Source organism: Treponema endosymbiont of Eucomonympha sp. (assembly GCF_001028545.1).
On the sequence record NZ_BBPW01000335.1, the window covers coordinates 1 to 733 of the forward strand.

Genomic DNA, 733 nt, shown 5'->3' on the forward strand with positions numbered 1-733 from the left:
ATTGACGGCGCGCCTGTCGGTTATGTCATTTGGGAGCTGCGGAGCAACAACGTGGCGTTCGGCTATTTTCTTAAGACACTGGTGCCAAACTTGAGTGTGTATTTGTATTATATACTCGCCAAGAATTATCTATCCGATGCAGCGTATTTGAACGCGAATGAAGATATGGGCAAACTCGGTCTGCGTACCTTTAAGACCCATATGGGCAGATATGCTTTGTGGCGAAAATATATGTGTACCTTTGAACACGGAAGCGCTGAATGCGCTTGACGCATGAAGTCCGCTTATATAGAATAAAGACTTATGACGATACAGAAACAAATAATCGCGCTCTTTGTCGCCGCCGCGCTGAGCAGCGCGGTATATATCTGCGCCGCGAGGCTGCCGCTTGAAGCGCAGCTGCACCTTAGACCGGATTGGCTTCTGGACACTACGGTAACAGATGCGGGGTGTGTCTCCGGCGAACTGCTCCCCTACAAAACCGGGCAAAACATAGGGTATTTTACGAGCGGCGGGCGCGTCGTTTCGCGGTTCCCGTATTCCTTTGACGCTGCGATTTCACCGTTTTACTGCGCGCCGTATGCAAAGGACGCGCGGGACACAGTTTTTTACGACCGCAACGGCAAACAGGCGGGACATATCGGCGGAAGCGGTTTCCCGTATTTCGACGAAGAGCGCATATTCCTTTTTCACCCCGACGGAGCGTCGTTTTCACAGTGCAACGGCGACGGTT

2 protein-coding genes are annotated in these 733 nt (G+C 51.8%); both read left to right on the forward strand.

Annotated elements, in window-relative coordinates:
* The coding region (locus AWU74_RS12795; protein ID WP_238580223.1) for a hypothetical protein at positions 1 to 270 on the forward strand (270 nt) is incomplete at its 5' end.
* 33 nt (positions 271 to 303) lie between these two features.
* On the forward strand, positions 304 to 733 hold a 430-nt coding region (locus AWU74_RS06920), incomplete at its 3' end, for a TP_0783 family beta-propeller protein (RefSeq protein ID WP_162504981.1).